Source organism: Salicibibacter halophilus (assembly GCF_006740705.1).
GTDB lineage: Bacteria > Bacillota > Bacilli > Bacillales > Marinococcaceae > Salicibibacter > Salicibibacter halophilus.
This window is the reverse complement of record NZ_CP035485.1, coordinates 2594852-2611943: the sequence shown is the minus strand read 5'-3', so window position 1 is coordinate 2611943 and position 17092 is coordinate 2594852. Positions and strand designations below refer to the sequence as shown.

Below are 17092 nucleotides of genomic sequence, written 5' to 3'. Positions count from 1 at the left end.
TTATTGAAATTTTATTGGAACCCAACTTTCACTTTCAGCTGATTTTAGAATGGCATCACTTACCACCGCGATTCTATGTCCATCCAGAAAACTAGGAGAACATTCTTTATTTTCCACAATAGCTTTAAAGAAATCATGAATTTCAATAATTTTAGTTTCACTGTAACCGATGCCAAGTGCTGGAATTGGCCATAACCCCTCACCATAAGGGTGAGCAGGGCCTGTGTAGATTGTTTTAAAGCCTTTTTTATCATCTGGATCATCAGCAAAAGAAACTTGCAATTCATCTCGGCGTTCATAATTAAAATAAAGAGAACCTTTCTCCCCATGGATTTCAAAGGTTAGAAAATTTTGGCGTCCCCAAGCATTACGGGTTGCTTCAATACTTCCAATAGCACCGTTGTCAAATTTCAACAATGTCGATATTTCATCATCAACATCAACAGGCTGTTTCTCAGCATCTTCTAATTTAACCGTTCCAAGTTTATCAATTCCTCCTGATTGCACGGGCCGTTCTTTTATCCAGGTGTTAGTAAGGGACATCACATGACTAATGTCGCCAACAAGGTAATGAGCAAAATCAATAACATGTGTTCCAATATCCCCTAGCGCCCCCGAACCTGCTTTATCTTTTTGGAACCTCCAAGAGAGTGGAGAATTTGGATCAGCAGAAAATTCCTGAAGGTAGGTACCACGGAAATTTAAAATTCTTCCTATGCTGCCTTCATCAATGAACTTCTTTGCTAATGCAACAGCAGGTGTTTTACGATAATTAAAAGCTACCATGTTCTTTACATTCGCATTTTGAACAGCTTCGAGCATACGTTGTGTCTCTTCAGAATTCCTCGCTAACGGCTTCTCCGAAATAATATGTTTTCCCTCTTTAGCAGCTTCAATAGCAATTTCTTCATGTAAATGGTTGGGAGTCACAATGTCTATCACATCAATCTCTGGGTCACGAACTACTGCCTTCCAGTCGGTAGAATAGTTTTCAAATCCAAATCTTTCAGATGCTTCCTGCGCCAAATCGTCCGACACATCAACTATTGTTTTTTTATAAGGGATTAATTTTGCCGGCCAGAAAAACATTGGCATTGAAGCGTATGCCATCGAATGCGCCTTTGCCATAAACCCTGCTCCAATTAACCCTACATTTAGGAATTTCATGAAAAAACCTCCTCACCTTTTAGTAGAAATGAAGATGAATTAATCCATTTCATCCTCAATATCCTGCGGAACGTTTTCGTTGTAGATTAGATTCCAAGATTCATCAATATTTTCCCTTGTTACATCTAGTGCTGGTACTGCAACATAAGGAGGCGCCTCTTTATCAAGTATTTCATACCCTGCTAATATAGCTTCAGCTACTCCCTGATCATAAGGAAGTTGCGCCCCAACACCTTGGATATTACCATCTCTTGCCATATCGAGACCAACATTTGCCCCGAGATCAATCGTTGTCATAACAAGATCATCATGTCCAGCACTATCCGCTGCTGCTATTGCCCCTTCTGCTGGTACGTCCCATACAACAAACATTCCATCCAAGTTTGGATCTCTTGTAAGCATAGATGATGCTACACTTTCACCGTCCTCTGGCTCCCCAATACCATCACGAGAAGCGATATTAATATTTGGATAATCTTCTTCTATAGTTTGTTCAAATGCTTCCACACGCTGTGCTGTTACAAAAAAGTCTGCGTCATGATAAATTACTCCAATATCTCCTTCCTCATTTAGTTTTTCAGCCATTAAATGAGCAGCCACTACACCGTTACCGAAGTTATCAGCTGAAACCACACTTGTATAGTCTTCTTCAGGGGTAAATCCCTCTGGCACTTCGTCCATGAAAATTAGATCAACCCCAGCGTCCAATGCTAGTTGATACGCCCCTACTGTTGAGATAGGATCCACTGGAATGCTTACTAAAATATCTGGTTGGTTTGCCAAAATTGTTTCAATATCATTCATTTGTTTTTCAACACTAAATTGTGCGTCTGTTACATTAGTAATTTCGATTCCCAGCTCCTCAAAAGTGTCTTCTAGTCCATTAATTTGAGCCTGAGACCAATCATTTCCTGCATAATGCATAGCTATTGCAGCTGTATATTCACCATCTCGTATTTCCTGGATTTCTTCTTCCGATAATTCCAGTTCATGAGCAGAATCGGCTTGTTCTCCATGTGGACCTTTACTCACAATGTCAGAGTCGTCAGGGATTTCAGGATTAATCGTTAACGGACCTTCAATTTCCGCGTCCTCCAAATTTCCTCCTGCAGACCCTGAATTTTCAGTTTCACACGCTGATATTGTCAACAGAATCAAACCTGTAGATAAGGCAACAAAAGGCTTTCGAAACACCTTCACAATCTTTCCTCCCTCGTATTTGGAATATCACCAAAAACGTATGTTAAATTGGAAGTAATTTGTACTTAGCGTACAAAAATGTTAGAAAGTTATAATCACCCAAGTTCTTGGTCTCCCAGGTGTTTTTCCAAAAATTGTTTGCTAATTTGAGCTCCTTTTTTTGGATCATAATAAGAATCCAGTTCAACTGCAATCCACTCAATATCCTTCATAGAACTGATCACATTCAACATTCTAATCATATTTTGTTCGCCTTCACCTAAAGGTAGGAATTCACCATTTTTTTGATCCTTCAGATGTACGTAACTTATTAAATGGCTATATTTTTGAATTAATTGCAGGGGGTCACCTCCTCCTAGTTCTAAATGAGCGGTATCTGGGCAAAAATATATATCAGTATGCTCATAAAGCTGTTCAATTTGAGCTGGTGTTTCCACCATTGAACCTAGATGTGGATGATAATGAGGCACCAATCCGTGACTTTCAGATAAGTATTTTAATTCATTCAAACTGTCACCCAAACGTTTATAATCATCTTCTTTTACCCCTTCATTCCGTAATGCACCACCTCCAATAACAATATTTTTACAACCAAAATAAGAGGCTTTCTTTATAACATTTTCAATTTTTAAAAGTTCATCGTTTTTTATATCTTGATAAATAAAGTTTGCCCCTGTGTAAACACCAACAAATTCAAGTAAATATTTTTCCAAAAGTTGCTTAAGTTCATGCTCTTGTAATGCCATAAGATTACCATCAAATAATTCAAACCCATTGTAATCGATTACATTTAAATCGATTAGGGCATCTTCTGTGTTACCATTAGCAAGAAAGTAAGCATCTTTGACCGATGTAACACCACCAGGATTACCGACAACGCCACCCCACGTATTTGTATGATAAGCAAATTTCAATTTTATTCCTCCTACTGAATTTGTAATACACATTTTAAAGATACTTTGTTGTAGTAAACTGTGCTCCATTTCTACTTTATATTACTGCCACAGGATTCACGAATCTTTAATTGATCTTCTAGTACTATATGCTCCTTTTTTATCTCTTTTTTATTTATAATATTTAGAAGCATTTGCGCTGATTTATTACCGATCTTTATCGCAGGTTGAGAAATTGTAGTAAGAGTAGGTTCAAATATTCTCGCCATTTTTATATCATCAAAACCTGAAACTGCAACATCATTAGGAACATGTTTATTTTGATGCTTAATAGCTTTAATAGCCCCCATAGCCATCTCATCACTAGCAGCAAACACAGCAGTTGGTGGCTGTTGAATGGCTAAAAGTTTCTCCATTAATTGATAACCTGATTCATACGAGTAATCACCAACCTGAATAAGTAATGGGTCTACGGAAGGTTGATGTTCAAGGACTGATTGTTTATACCCACTTAAACGATCACGTCCAAGAACGATTTCCATTGGTCCAGTAATATGAGCAACTCTTTGATGTCCAAGTTGAAAAAAATGATCAGTCATTTTTCTAGCGCTACTAATGTTGTCTATGGACACTGTTGGAATTTTGGTATTTAATATATATTCACAAGCCAAAACTATAGGGTAGTCTTGGGACAACTGATTTAGCATTGTAGCATTGGTTCTGGCTGTTAATAAAATTACCCCGTCTACCTGTTTGTTTCGTAAAAGTTCAAAAATAATTTCCTCATTTTCCTTCTGATTTTGTGTATCCGTCAGTAATACCTGAAATCCATTCTCAAAAGCAACAGACTCTATTCCCAGTAACACGTTAGAAAAAAAAGGGTTTGTAATATTTGGAACCACGATTAATATGGTCTTTGTTTCCATGGTTCGCAACTGTCTTCCCAAGGCATTGGGATGATAGTCAAGCTTATTCGCGGCATCCATCACCTTCTTTCGTGTTTTTGGGGTTGCCGAATAGTTATTCGAAAGCACTCTTGATACAGTAGCTGTAGATACATTTGCTAATTTGGCTACATCTTTAATTTTCGTCACTACACATGGATTCCTCTCAAATTTTATTAGCCTAGTTTCATACAATCTAATAAAATATAATGTAATCGATTACAAAGAATTTTACTAATATGCTGTCTATATGTCAACATAAAAATTATTTTACCAACCCAGATTTCGCGCTAGCGACCATGCACACTAATCATTCCTGATGTCCAACGCGTTATGCTTGTCTGATTGTAGCTGATTCATCAGCCAATGCAACAAAATGCGCGCTTATTCCCGTTCCTTCGACATTAGCAAGGCAAACGAATGACCGTCTCAAGGTTACTGGTGACGGCTCTCGACAGCCATCGAGCTCCTTGGTTCTGTGAAAATGGAGGCATCCATTTCCAACAAATCGAGAATACGGGGTAATTGCGGCTCATAATGCTTCGGGAAGAACCGCCGAAGATGTCCGTCAATCTCCATATGAAGGATGTCGACGGTGTCCAAAAGTTCCAAAACAGATTCACCCGTGGGGCGAAAGCTTCTGCGTCCTCCTCCGCCAAGTTGGTTCAGGGGTTCGGAGGCCCCTTCCATGTTTTTGCGAATCAGGTATTCAAAGAGGCTGTACACCATGACACTGATCATCATCACACATGCAAAAGCTTCCACGCGTTTAGGTTTTGCCAGATAGACCCTGCCGACAAAAAAGGGATTTTTGAGGAAACGAAAGCGATTTTCCACCGTTTGTTGCCCTTTATAGGCCTTTAACAGCTCCACGTCTGCTTGATCATCTTTGGCGACACTGGTCACGAGAATAAAGATAGAGGCTTGCTTTCGAAGCGCCTCGAGCTGTTCGTCCGAAGGGGGATGAAGCGTTAATCGGACACGATAAACCGTGATCGGCGGCGGTGGCGCCTCCCCTTTTTTGGGACGGCCCCGCTTTTGGCGTTTGCCCGGCAGCTCTACACAGACCGTCGTGCCCTCAAATGTATGGTAGCCTTTTTGGTGTTTCTTGAGAAATGCGCCCAGCGCCTCTTCCGCGTCGGCCTCGCAGGAGAAGTCCTGCCTTTCCAGCTCGGCTTGTTCCTTGTGCCAACGTCGCTGTTCCTTTTCCAAGCTGCTTTGGATGGTTTTTTCTTTTCGGGCATCCATATGGTCGGATTGGATCACCAGAAACCGGTAGGTTTTCCCGTTAAGGTCAGCTTTGGTGGGATAGATGCGGTAAGAAGCAGCGCCTTTACGGTCCACGAGGGCACCGATCTCCTCCCACTGATCCAAATCCTGCTCTAAGGCCTCTGCCTTCAAGGTTTTGGCGAGATTGAAATTCTCCGGCAATCGGGACAAAAACTGAAAATCGGCCTGATCCTTTTGGCCCGTGGTGGCCTCCAGATTATCTTGGGTGACCAGGGCACTATCCGAAATAAAAATCGCCTGTTCCAGTTGTTCCGGATCATACCAATCGGTGAGCGCATGCAAGACATGCTTGTTCCACGTTTTATCATCCTGGTTACCGTCTAAAATATCGCCATAAACAGGGATGCCTTCCGGCGTCGTTCCCAACCCAAACTTGAATTGGGGCAGATAAGGCCGGTGGTCTTTGGAATAGCCGCGTACAATTTTCAAGATGTCCTCCTCGTCCGGGTGATTCTTGGGTTGGCCCGTGTACACAAAGGATGTGGTATCAAAATGGAGCCCTTTCCACGTGAGGTCGATCGGAGCTTGAACGGCCTGAATGGCTGTCTTACAGACCTTCTCAATGCCCGCCTCATGAAGGGCCTCTAACGCACGGCCGAGCGCATCGTCATTGAAATCATTCGCTTTCGTTCCGGGACCAAAGAGTAACTCGACATCTTGCTCTTGATAAAATTCTTGGACGCGATAAAGGGCTTTACGATGGGATAACTGATTGATGATCATAGCAGCTACTCTTGTCCCTACGGAGACGTTACAGTCTTTCTCTTTGACAGGAGATAGCTTGTCGATGGCCTCAATTAATCCCATTTTATCCATCAGCTGGCGGATCACTGGCGTTGATCCGATACGAACGGGTTGAATGTCGGGAAGATCTTCTGGTGATAGGCTCAAAGGAATCACCTCATGGGTTGTCTTTCCTGAACCTTTGATACAGGTAAGGCAAATTCCTGCCAAAAATTAAGAAACATACTCAAACGGGCGCGAAATGTGGGCTACATTATTCTCGATAACGCGCTTAAGTACAGTGACAAGGAAATTGACGTTTCCCTTTGGCATGAGAATCACATGGCCTATGTTTCCATCACCGATTACGGCAGGGGCATTTCAGAGGCGGACCAGGCGCGTATTTTTGATCGTTTTTACAGAATTAATAAAGCAAGGGCGCGCGAAAACGGAGGCACTGGATTAGGCTTGTCTATTGCCACTAAATTAATGGAAGCCCAAGGCGGCCGAATCACATTGGACAGCAACGTCGGGGAATATACGACTTTTACCATTGAAATGCCTGTGGGGGAGGTGTATGACACGTGAAAAAAATGCTCATCTTAAGTGCCGGCATTGTTGTTTTTTTACTGACAGTGGTTGGCGTTACGCAGCTAAATGCCGGTACCGAGCGGGCGCAACTATCAGAAGACGAAGTGTTGGAAAAAATCGGGAACGAGTACCCCGGGGACGTGGCTAATGTGGAGCTGGAACAGCATAACGGCCAACCGGTGTATGCTGTGGAACTTGAGAACAACCAAGGTGTCTACAACTTGGTGATCGAAGCTGCCGAAGGGGAAGTGCTGAATCTGGAGATCATTGAAGGGAATGTGACCGGCGGAGAAAGCGATGAAGAAGCAACCGAAGAGGAAGAAACTGAATCGGAAGGCGATGAACTCCCGGTGAGTGCTGCCGAAGCCGTGCAAATCGCCACAAATGAAGTAGATGGAGCAATTGAAGAAATTGAGCTCGAGGTCGATGATGCAGGCACCTATTATGAAATTGAAATCGAGATGAGCAGCGGAGAAGTAGATATAGACATTGATGCGTATACCGGAGAAATCCTCGTTTTTTCGTATGATGATTAAGGCTATATGTAAGGCTTTCGCGACGTCGCGAAAGCCTTTTTGCGGTGTGTTATTCTTCTTCAATCTCCAATTCCTGGCCGTCTAAAAATTCGATTTCGATTTCCAGCTCTTTGTAATCCGAATCCAGATCAAAAGCATCGAGCGCCGCTTGCTTCACTTCCTCTTTACTTGTATTTTCGTCAATGTTCATGTTTGGAAGAATCTCAGAAAGCTCGTTCAGCGCCTTGTCCCCGCTTATTTCCGTTTCTTTATCTCCGCGTTCATCCTCAATTTCCGCTTCCGGAGCCCCGCCTTCATATTCGTAATCTGCTTCATATTCCCGATCTCCATACTCTACGTCCAACTCAAACTCTTTATATGGAAGAGATTCGAACCAGTCATCTTTTTCACCGTCTGTCTGCACGGTAGGTTCTTCTTCCTGGATTGGTGCTTCACCGCCGTCTGTTGTTTGCCCATCATCACCCGCGCTTGCATTAAATTGTGAAAAACCAATCGCTGATAGTGAGATCGCACCCACACACCCTGTGGCAATCATAAATTTTTTCATTTCATGTTCCTCCTTTTGTTGGTCTACATTCACTGTACACCTCCCCGATGAACCTTCTCTGAATGCAACATTAAAATTTGATTAGAAAAAATAAAGCGGCGTACCACTCGTGAAAGTGATCCACCGCTTTCTCCCATTTTATTCGTTTCTCCCATACACATCGCCCGCCAGTTGCATAATCGTCATGTCATCCATCGGCGGGTTATGCAGACCGGCGCGCACATCGCGATAATACCGTCCGAGCGGCGTGTCCGGCTGCAAACTTTTCGCCCCTGCAACGCGCATGGCGAGATCCACAATATCGACTGCATCGTTCACGGCCACGTGTTTCGCGGCGCCCAGTTCCGTTTTCATCTGCTGGCGTGTTTCCTGATCGCTTCGGTCCCATTTATTTGCGATCGAATAGAGGAAGTGTCGGCTCCGTTGCCGCATTAACTCGGCCTCGCCGATCTTTTGTTTGATGTTCGGAAGATCGGCGATCGTGCCTTCAATGCTATTCGGAGAGTAATTCTGGGCATAGTTGGCGCTGTAATCGAGGGCGGCTTCCGCGATGCCCAAATAACAGGCCGGGATGTGCAAGAGCCAACCGGCTGCTTCTTTTTGCCCCGGCTTAAACGTTTGTACATAATCCGCTTCCTTCAACTGCACATTTTCGAGCACGAGATCGTCGCTCCCGGTGGCACGCATGCCGAGGGCATCCCACGTGTGGTCGACCGATACCCCCGGCAGACTATAATGCACAAGGAAGTTGCCCACTTCATCGCTATTTGCAATGCCTGCACTGACGATAAAATAATCAAGGGTTGGCGCGAGCGTGGTAAACGTTTTGCGCCCGCTGATCGCCCAACCGGTTTCCATTTTTGTCGCGGTTGTTTCCGGGCGTCCACCGCGGGTTGGGCTTCCCGTCGCCGGTTCACTGGCGGCCCCATTAAGCAGGGCGCCGTTCTCCACGATATCGCGGGCGACGGCCGCGTAGGTATTTTCATCCCATGTTTCATTTTCCCCAAGTTGCATGGCAAGGCCCATATGCCAACCGATGGCGAGTCCCGTAGAACCATCGGCCTTGGCGATGGTTTCTTGCAGCTCCAGCATATCCGCCAGGCCGATGCCCTGGCCGCCGTATTTTTTTGGCACCGTAAGCCCCGGATAGTTCGCTTCCCGGAGCGCTTTAAAATTTTCATGGGGGAACGTGCCCGCGCGATCATGCCCGGCAGCCCGTTCTTTGAATGCAGGTGTAATTTTTGATAATATTTCCAGACGTTCTTGTTGCGTCTGACATGCGGCTAAGTCCATGAATATCCCTCACCTTTTCCAAACATCTCCCCTCATTATACTAAAACGATCGGGATATTGCATTTGGCTGAGCACTCTATCTTTCATTCTTTTGGCAATTTGAATGGAGGGGTGAGCGTCGCAAAGTTGCCCGCTAAGCGTGCAAGTGGCTGCCATTGTTCGATATCAATTTTGTAATCACCCAAATAGACCGAGTTGTCTATCCGGGCGCACATTACTTGACCGAGGATTAGATGGTCACTACCGAGGGGGATCACTCGATCAAGCATGCATTCAAAAGCAATCGGTGATTCTTTCAAAGATGGGATACTAATTGTTGCAGATGGCTCTTCAGTTAGTCCTGATCTCTCTAATTCGTTGATATCTTCCGGAAAATGCTTAGAGGATTCATGCATGGCATTGGCAAGTGATTCTGGAACAACATTAATTACATATTCCTGCATGTCACGAATGTTGGTCAGCGTGTCTTTAATAGTCCCTTCTCTTTGCTCGACGCCCGGCCCAATGGATACAGCAAACGTTGGTGGTTGTCTAGACGCAACGGTAAAGAAGCTGAAGGGCGCAAGGTTCAAGACACCTTCTTTACTTTGTGAAGAAATCCACGCAATAGGACGTGGTACTACGGAACCTGTCATTAGTTTATACATATTTTTTGTGGAGACGTTCTCTGGATTAAATGAGTGTCTTTTGACCATTGTTTCTCCTTTCGAATAGAAGACATGAAATCCCGGTATACTAATCGGTTCCCGTCGATATACTATTCCGTTGATGTGTATTTATTGTCGTCATTTTCTCTACTTCTTTCTTATGATCCTGGCTCGTAGGAACCATTAGTGACCCCACAACACATATCATAAAATTAACTGCCAATCCGTAAATGCCTCCATGAATCCCGAAAATTGTTTCGTATCCAATAAGGGTCATCCCGCCTGCGATAATCGCTCCAATTAACATCCCCCAAAAAACTGCAGATGATGACAAGCGTTTCCAATAGATTCCTAGTAAGAAAGCAGGAGCTACTTGAATTAATACTTCAAATTTCAATACAAAAATTTGATATAATGTTCCGGGTGGATTCCAAGCTACCCATAGTAATAAAGCGATGAGAATAATCCCTATAAATTTCCCGACTTTAACTTTTCGCTCGTCAGATGCCGACTTATTGATGTATTTTCCATAGACATCATTGGATATCATCGACGAAAAACTTAACAATACAGAGTCAGCTGTCGAGATGATTGCACCGACAATTGCTCCGAATAAGATAATCATTGCCCAATAATAAAAATCATTTAAATTGGCTACATCATTTGCCATTAAACCCACGAGTTCTTCTGACTCTGAAACACTAAGATCCGGATATAATGCGATCCCAAGAATTCCAATGACGAAGACTAGACCGACAGTAATAGGTGGCATCCATGCCATACGTGCTAAGGATCGTTTCAACGTACGTTCACTTCGTGATGAATAAATTCTTTGCACCGCATGAGGATAGACAGCAGCACCAATACCAGTGAGAATAATCATGCTTATCCAGTTGATATTAGTAGACAGATCTGGAACGCCAATTGCTTCGGGATCAACGGAAGCGATATTCTCGCTTAAATTTGTGATCCCCCCACCGGTAAGTGTGAAAGCTCCGACAAGTAATAAAATTACGCCTACCAATAAAAGGCTCCCTTGTACAGCATCCGTTACGGCAACAGCTCTCATCCCTCCTAACCATTCATAAGTCAGCATGACAATAATGAAACCAATGACTGCTATTTCGTAAGGAATTGTGCCACCTGTTAATCCAGAAACTGCGTGTCCAATGGCAACTAGTTGTTCCAATAAGTAGTTGGCAAGCCCCCAAAGCATCAGAATAATGGCCATAATCGTCACTCGTTTAGAACGAAATCGATAACTAATCCAATCCGTAGGTGTAAGAAATTTTTCCCTTTTAGCAATGGCATATAAGCGTGGCGCAAATAATAAATAAATGCCTATAATAAGTGTCATAAAAGGAATAGATTGAACCCAAGAAAAGCCTTCACGATAGGCTTGTGGTGCATAACCAACGACTGTATTTCCACTGTATTGGGTAGCAAACAGGGTGAAAAAGAGTACGATGATCCCGAGGTCACGACCAGCAAGGTAGTAACTACTGACGCTTTTCCCAACTTTTTTCCCTCGACCGGCGAAGTAACCAATGACGATCATTAAAACGGCATAAGCTGATAAAATAATGACCGCATCTATTCCTGCAAAACGTAAATCTTCCACGTTTAATCCCTCCTCGTATAGTAAGTTTAAGCCCTTCAAATCTTGGGCAAATTCCACAAGATATTTTGTAGATTCATATGGTTTTTCCTTGGATGTCTCTAGATATTTCTAGATAATGATCATAGGATCATTTGGGACAATTCTTTTCTCTCCTGTGGTTCGACCACAACTAAAGACTGTCTCTCAGTGTACGTGCGGCACTTCCTACTCGCAGGCTGAGCCCTCGGCCTCTTGAACTCAGGGGAAGCAGCCCCTGGGGCGGCTTTCAATGCCGATGGAGTTCTGATACACGAGGTTGATGATCGGCGTTCACACTAGAGATATCTCGAGGCGTCCAAAGAACGACCGAATGATTCTACAATGAAAGGAGGAATCCCCCATGCGAATGTTTGTCGGGCTTGACGTTAGCTCGTTTGATATGAAAGTGTGTGTGCTTGATCAAGAAGGTGATCAGCTTTCGGTTTTTACGGTTTCCAATGACTGGCCGGGTGCCCAGGTGCTCAAAGAACGGTTGCTCGAGCTCTTGGCCGATACAGAGGTTGACATCCTAAAGATCGGTCTGGAGTCCACATCCGTCTACAGTTTTCATCCATCCATGTTCTTGCATGATGACGATGATTTAAAACCCTATGGCGCCCAAGTCTTTGTGATCAATCCGAAGCAGATCGCCAACTTTAAAAAGAGCTTCGCAGACATGAACAAGACCGATGAGATTGACGCCTTTGTGATCGCCGATTATATGCGTTTCGGGCGCAATCAGATGTCCGTTGTCAAAGAAAGCCAATACGTGGCTCTCCAGCAGTTGACACGTTCGCGTTATCACTTGACCAAAGCGATGACGAAAGAGAAACAACACTTCTTGCAGCACTTGGAGTATAAATGCAACACCTTTTCCAAAGAAGTGGATTCATCGGTGTTTGGCCATGCTATGATGGAACTCTTTCTTGAAAAATACAGCCTGGATGAACTTGCCCAGCTTCCGCTTGAGGACCTGGCTCGGTTTCTTCAAGAGAAAGGGAGAAATCGTTTTCCCGATCCGGAAGCTGTCGCCGCATCCATCCAGAAAGCCGTCCGTTCATCGTACCGATTGGACAAAGTGGTCGAAGATTCCATCGATGTACTTTTAGGAACGTCCATTGAGCTCATTCGTTCCTTCCAAAAGCAAATCAAGGCGATCGATCAGTCCATTACTCGAATCATGAAAGGACTGACGCAGACGCTGGAATCAATCCCGGGCATTGGTCCGGTCTTCGCCGCAGGCATCATTGCCGAACTCGGTCAGATTGACCGGTTTCCCGATGAAACAAAAATAGCTAAATATGCGGGACTGTACTGGCGAAAACACCAGTCCGGGCGGTTTACCGCCGAAGATACTTCACTGACACGTCAAGGGAACCATTATTTGCGTTATTACCTCGTTGAAGCCGCCAACTCGGTACGAAGGCAAATTCCGGAATACCAAGTCTTTTATCAGAAGAAGTATCAAGAAGTCCCGAAACATCAACACAAACGTGCACTCGTGCTCACGGCAAGAAAACTCGTGCGATTGGTGGATGCGCTGCTACGCAAAAACCAACTCTTTACGCCAGAAAGGGGCGTGAACCTCTGACCGACATCGGCTGAGGGCTAGCCTTTCATTTTACCAGTATTTTACATTTTATTACTGGTGTTGTTCAGTGCGCGCTTTTTTCGCCTAAATGTCCTTTGACAACTTCATTTACTGTGATTTTGAACTTGACATATTACCGCAGGTCTTTTCTGATCCTTCTCCTCTTCTTCATCTTCAATAATGTTCCATTGCGTCGTACATAGCCAACTTAAATAAGCACAAAGCAAAAGTGATAATATGATTGAAATTAACCCCCAGTAAGGAAGACCAAAAATGATTGGTTCTATGCTCCCTTCCGGAAAGTACCATGGTGCATTAAAAACAACGAGCAATCCCATGATAATCCAAATCCAAGGTTTTAATGCCGGTTCTTTTATTTGCTTTTTCATAAGCGTACACCTCTTTCATTAGTAATCGCTTACATATTACGCAACAGCAACCTCTCCTTACGAGGGTTACTGTTGTAAGTTTTACACGTTTAAATAATCTTTTGTCTCTTTAATTCAGCTACTTCCTCATCTCCAAGGTCAAGGAGTTCTTGGTAAATAAGCTCATTATGGGTTCCCATCTCACTAGTCCCAGGATGTTTAATTTTCCCGGGAGTTCGACTTAGTTTCGGGACAACACCGGGCATTGGGAAATCACCCAGTTCTGGATGGTCTACATTTACAATCATTTCACGAGCATTATAATGAGGGTCTTCTACCATATCTTTCGCAGAATATATAAGTCCTGACGGCACTCCATGCTCTTTTAATTTTTCTAATGCTGTTTCGGCCGGAAAGGTTTTTGTCCAATCCTCAATGAGTACATCGAGTTTCTTTTGATTTCGTCCTCGAGCCTCATGTGTCTTATAATCCGGATGGTCGGCCAACTGTGGATCATCCATTGCTTGACATAAACGTTGGAACACCGTATCTGAATTAGCCCCAATGACAATATAGGTTTCATCCTTGGTATAATAAATGTTGGACGGAGCAACGCCGGGGAGAACATTACCCATTCTTTCTCGAATGTATCCAGCAAGCAGATAATCAGGAATAACACTTTCCATAACCGAGAACACGGACTCATAGATGGCAGTATCCACGACTTGTCCGTATCCTGATTTTTCTCTTTCATAGATAGCGGTAAGGCAACCAATCGTAGCAAATAAGCCAGCTAGTGAATCTCCAATGGATATTCCTATTCTGGAAGGCGGACGATCTGAATATCCGGTTACATGGCGAATACCGCCCATTGCTTCACCGACACTACCAAATCCTGCGCGTTCTTTATACGGACCCGTTTGTCCAAACCCGGAAGTTCGCATCATAATGATACGCGGATTAATGCTGGCAAGTTGTTCATATGACAACCCCCATTTTTCCATTGTTCCAGGCCGAAAATTCTCAATGATGACATCAGATTCCGTGACTAATTTTTTAAACAATTCTTGACCATCAGATTCACGAAGATTAAGGGTAATGGATTTCTTGTTTCGAGAAGAAATAGGCCACCATAGTCCTTGCCCATCCTTGTTTTGCCCCCAATTTCGTAAGGGGTCCGCTTTATCAGGTGGCTCCACCTTAATGACTTCTGCTCCAAAATCAGCCAACAATCTACCCGAGAACGGACCGGCAATAAGCGTCCCGAGTTCAAGGATCCTTACTCCTTCTAGTGGTAAACGTTCTTTTTCCTCATCTTCCATTTGATTAAAAGATTGATATTTTTCAGTATCTTCCATTAAATGAACACCTGCTTTCAAAAGTTCTCCCTTTACTTTGTACACAAATTTATCACAATGTATACAAAATAACAACACATTTTTATAAAGTAAATATCGCATAGCTATTTACCCTTGATATATAAGTATTAAACTGATATAAATAAATCAAGACATTAATAAAAAAGCTTGTAATGTATACAGTTTAAAGATTAGAATTATTTTTCTAAAAAAGAAAAAAACATTGTCACGGGCTTATTTTCATCTATGTATACAAAATGGAGGATGTAGATGGGAGTTTACGAAAATATTAAAAATGCCATCATCATTGGAGAGTACGCTTCAGGTTATCGGCTTACGGAAGAATCCTTAACCAAAGATTGGAATGTAAGCCGTACTCCCATCCGTGAAGCGTTAAAAAAATTAGAGTTTGACGGACTAATTACGTCATTACATCGTGGTTATACTGTTCGAACTTTTGCCAAAGAAGACCTTCGTCAAATTTATGGTATTCGTGCCTTGCTTGAAAGTCATGCCGCTGAACAAGCGGCTATAAACCGTCATGACGAAAATATAAAAATGATGCACAGGGCGAACGAGGATTATAAAAAGGCTTTAGAGCAAAATAGTATAGATCAATTGACCCAAAAAAAGGCAATCGTAGATGCAAATAAAAGCTTTCACGACGCTGTTATTAACGCAAGCCAAAATGAACATGTTCGTGATTTGATAGGTAAAGTCGTTGTACTTCCGCTCGTTTTTCGTTCCTTTTATTGGCTAAATAAAGAGGAAATTCAACAATCGTTACAAACCCATCAAATTATCCTGCGAGCAATTGAAGAAAAAGATGCGATTCGTTCTAAAGCCGCTATGCACGAACATATATTTCGTGGAAGAGATAATGTACTATACCATTTAAAGGAGGACAAAAATGATGATCTCTCTATGTGAAGTTGGGCCACGGGATGGATTGCAAAATGAAGATAAGCACTTATCAACGAATCAGAAAGTCCAGTTAATCGAAAATTTAATCGAATCAGGCGTTCCAAAAATTGAAGCTGTATCATTTGTTCATCCAAAAGTTGTTCCCCAAATGGCTGATGCCGAGGATGTTCTAAAACAGCTTGGGAAACAAAGTCAAACAGAGATAGCGGGTTTAGTGTTAAATCGTTCTGGCCTTGAGAGAGCTTTAAAAACGAATATTGATCGAGTGCATATCGCCGCTGCAACAAGCGATACATTTAACTTAAAAAACGCGAGAAAAACCGTAAAAAAGGGCGTAAACGAATTAAGCGAAGTCATCCGTGAAGCAACCAAAAACAATCAGCCAATCACAGCCATCCTTGCAACGGCCTTTGGCTGTCCTTATGAGGGAAAAGTTGAACGTTCATCAGTATGGAAAGTGGCCGAAACTTTTTTGGAGGCCGGCGCAGATGAAATTGGTCTTGCTGATACAACAGGTATGGCCAACCCCCTTCAAGTCCAAGATATGATTCGCGATTTTCGTAAAAAGTTCGGAGAGAATGTTCCTTTATCCCTTCACTTCCACAACACGCGCGGGCTTGGCCTCGCCAATGTTCTGGCTGGATATGAAGCCGGGGTTAGACGTTTTGATGCTTCCATTGGAGGCCTGGGAGGATGTCCATTTGCTCCCAAAGCTGTGGGAAATGTGTGTTCAGAAGATATGGTTCATATGTTCGAACAAATGGGAGTTGAAACGGGTATCGATTTGCAACATATGATTTTAACTTCCGAGCAGTTAGAACAAAGGATAGAAAAAACCCTTGAGGGCATGGTAATGAAAGCTGGTGCAGCTTTCACACACTTTCAGACTAGTTAATTCAGGTGCAGACAAACCACTAACGTTGCCAAAAGAATTGTGAACTGATTTTTAGCCATGTATTATTAAAAATATTCCTAACCCACTGATTAAGAGGCGATCCAGCATGAATAAAAGTAGACCTTGGCAAATGCTAACATGGCTTTTGATCGCTCAAGTGCTTATTGCTTTTGTCGGGCGGAGTGTGGCTCCGCTAGGCGTTTTTATTGGGAGTTCCCTGGAACTTACAAACGCACAAATCGGGATGTTACCAGCCGCACTCTTTTTGGGTCAATTTCTTGCCTCAATCCCTTTCGGGCTGTTGGTTGACCAAGTGGGTCCCCGTCGCCTTTTGCTTTTAATGTGTTTATGTTTAGGCTTGAACTTTGTACTTGTTTCTCTGACATCAAACTTCTTCCTTTTACTTTTATGGTTCAGTAACAATTTACGGGGGACATGAATCGACACCCGATAAAACAGGAAAATCCAAATCACCTGTCGAAATGG

The 17092-nt window shown here is 43.1% G+C and carries 17 protein-coding genes; 6 read left to right on the top strand and 11 right to left on the bottom strand.

Features of this window, described 5'->3' with window-relative positions; all coding sequences use genetic code 11:
• The 5 genes from EPH95_RS12710 to EPH95_RS12690 form a co-directional block, all read right to left on the bottom strand.
• A complete protein-coding gene (locus EPH95_RS12710; RefSeq protein WP_142090455.1) occupies window positions 1-1167 on the bottom strand; it encodes a levoglucosan dehydrogenase in 1167 nt (388 codons plus the stop codon).
• Window positions 1168-1206: 39 nt separating this feature from the next.
• Window positions 1207-2367, bottom strand: a complete 1161-nt coding sequence (locus tag EPH95_RS12705; protein WP_142090454.1) for a substrate-binding domain-containing protein — start codon at window positions 2365-2367, stop codon at window positions 1207-1209.
• 95 nt (window positions 2368-2462) lie between these two features.
• Window positions 2463-3281 carry a sugar phosphate isomerase/epimerase family protein gene (locus EPH95_RS12700; protein ID WP_142090453.1) on the bottom strand — a complete coding sequence of 273 codons (819 nt, stop codon included), beginning with the start codon at window positions 3279-3281 and terminating at the stop codon, window positions 2463-2465.
• 71 nt (window positions 3282-3352) lie between these two features.
• Complete coding sequence (locus EPH95_RS12695) at window positions 3353-4354, bottom strand: LacI family DNA-binding transcriptional regulator (protein WP_142090452.1); 1002 nt, start codon at window positions 4352-4354, stop codon at window positions 3353-3355.
• A 285-nt stretch (window positions 4355-4639) separates the two neighbouring features.
• Window positions 4640-6385 carry an IS1634 family transposase gene (locus tag EPH95_RS12690; RefSeq protein WP_142090451.1) on the bottom strand — a complete coding sequence of 582 codons (1746 nt, stop codon included), beginning with the start codon at window positions 6383-6385 and terminating at the stop codon, window positions 4640-4642.
• Window positions 6386-6481: 96 nt separating this feature from the next.
• Between EPH95_RS12690 and EPH95_RS12685 the strand changes: the two genes are divergently transcribed.
• Window positions 6482-6805, top strand: coding sequence for a sensor histidine kinase (locus tag EPH95_RS12685; RefSeq protein ID WP_160141761.1), 324 nt, complete (start codon window positions 6482-6484; stop codon window positions 6803-6805).
• A gap of 5 nt (window positions 6806-6810) precedes the next feature.
• Window positions 6811-7344, top strand: coding sequence for a PepSY domain-containing protein (locus EPH95_RS12680; protein WP_227004144.1), 534 nt, complete (start codon window positions 6811-6813; stop codon window positions 7342-7344).
• Window positions 7345-7393: 49 nt separating this feature from the next.
• Here EPH95_RS12680 and EPH95_RS12675 read toward each other — a convergent pair whose 3' ends face one another.
• The 4 genes from EPH95_RS12675 to EPH95_RS12660 form a co-directional block, all read right to left on the bottom strand.
• Complete coding sequence (locus EPH95_RS12675; RefSeq protein WP_142090448.1) at window positions 7394-7891, bottom strand: YusW family protein; 498 nt, start codon at window positions 7889-7891, stop codon at window positions 7394-7396.
• A 138-nt stretch (window positions 7892-8029) separates the two neighbouring features.
• The gene (locus EPH95_RS12670) at window positions 8030-9184 is read right to left on the bottom strand and encodes an acyl-CoA dehydrogenase family protein (RefSeq protein ID WP_142090447.1); all 1155 of its coding nucleotides are present in this window, start codon (window positions 9182-9184) and stop codon (window positions 8030-8032) included.
• An 83-nt stretch (window positions 9185-9267) separates the two neighbouring features.
• Window positions 9268-9879, bottom strand: a complete 612-nt coding sequence (locus EPH95_RS12665; RefSeq protein WP_142090446.1) for a flavin reductase family protein — start codon at window positions 9877-9879, stop codon at window positions 9268-9270.
• A gap of 40 nt (window positions 9880-9919) precedes the next feature.
• Complete coding sequence (locus EPH95_RS12660) at window positions 9920-11452, bottom strand: sodium:solute symporter family protein (RefSeq protein ID WP_142090445.1); 1533 nt, start codon at window positions 11450-11452, stop codon at window positions 9920-9922.
• A 379-nt stretch (window positions 11453-11831) separates the two neighbouring features.
• Here EPH95_RS12660 and EPH95_RS12655 point away from each other — a divergent pair, with 379 nt between their 5' ends.
• On the top strand, window positions 11832-13061 hold the full coding sequence (locus tag EPH95_RS12655; protein ID WP_142086371.1) for an IS110 family RNA-guided transposase: 1230 nt from the start codon (window positions 11832-11834) through the stop codon (window positions 13059-13061).
• A gap of 104 nt (window positions 13062-13165) precedes the next feature.
• On the opposite strand, the gene EPH95_RS12650 is transcribed toward EPH95_RS12655, so the two are convergent.
• Window positions 13166-13450: a hypothetical protein gene (locus EPH95_RS12650; protein ID WP_142090444.1), complete on the bottom strand. Its 285-nt coding sequence runs from the start codon at window positions 13448-13450 to the stop codon at window positions 13166-13168.
• Window positions 13451-13539: 89 nt separating this feature from the next.
• Entirely contained in the window at window positions 13540-14751 is a 1212-nt protein-coding gene (locus EPH95_RS12645) for a CaiB/BaiF CoA transferase family protein (protein ID WP_142091611.1), read from the bottom strand.
• Between the two features lie 306 nt (window positions 14752-15057).
• On the opposite strand from EPH95_RS12645, the gene EPH95_RS12640 reads away from it, so the two are divergent.
• From EPH95_RS12640 to EPH95_RS19815, 3 genes are all read left to right on the top strand, one after another.
• Complete coding sequence (locus tag EPH95_RS12640; protein ID WP_142090443.1) at window positions 15058-15717, top strand: GntR family transcriptional regulator; 660 nt, start codon at window positions 15058-15060, stop codon at window positions 15715-15717.
• Window positions 15718-15736: 19 nt separating this feature from the next.
• Complete coding sequence (locus EPH95_RS12635) at window positions 15737-16606, top strand: hydroxymethylglutaryl-CoA lyase (RefSeq protein WP_264371949.1); 870 nt, start codon at window positions 15737-15739, stop codon at window positions 16604-16606.
• A 106-nt stretch (window positions 16607-16712) separates the two neighbouring features.
• Window positions 16713-17045, top strand: a complete 333-nt coding sequence (locus EPH95_RS19815) for an MFS transporter (RefSeq protein ID WP_142090442.1) — start codon at window positions 16713-16715, stop codon at window positions 17043-17045.
• Window positions 17046-17092 lie beyond the last annotated feature (47 nt).